This window comes from Xenorhabdus bovienii, from assembly GCF_024721015.1.
Classification (GTDB): Bacteria; Pseudomonadota; Gammaproteobacteria; order Enterobacterales; family Enterobacteriaceae; genus Xenorhabdus; species Xenorhabdus bovienii.
Genome location: NZ_JANAIF010000352.1, coordinates 1 through 372 on the forward strand (window position 1 = coordinate 1; position 372 = coordinate 372).

The following is a 372-nucleotide window of genomic DNA, read 5'->3' on the forward strand; positions in this document are numbered from 1 at the left end:
GGGCAATCATGGGGCAACTTCTTAACGGACGGCGCGCACATGAACCCCATCGATATTCTGACCAGCAGTGATTACGTAAAACAACCGGGCTTCGATCTGCTCATTGGCGGGCAACAAATCATCGCCCTCAATCACCGGCTGCTCTCACTGTCCCTGACCGACAATCGCGGCTTTGAGGCCGACACGTTAGAACTGGCGATAGACGACACCGACGGCAAAATTGAACTGCCGCCCCGGGGCGCAGAAATCGTGGTCAGAATTGGCTGGCAGGGTGAGCCATTGATTGAAAAAGGGTTGTTTGTCGTGGATGAAATCAGCCACGGTGGGCCACCTGACCGGCTGGAAATCACCGCCCGCAGTGCGGATTTTCGG

The 372-nt window shown here is 56.2% G+C and carries 1 pseudogene; it reads left to right on the top strand.

The features are described from left to right. Positions 1–39: 39 nt before the first annotated feature. Positions 40–372: pseudogene (locus NXS07_RS20945) on the top strand (phage late control D family protein); the annotation flags it as partial.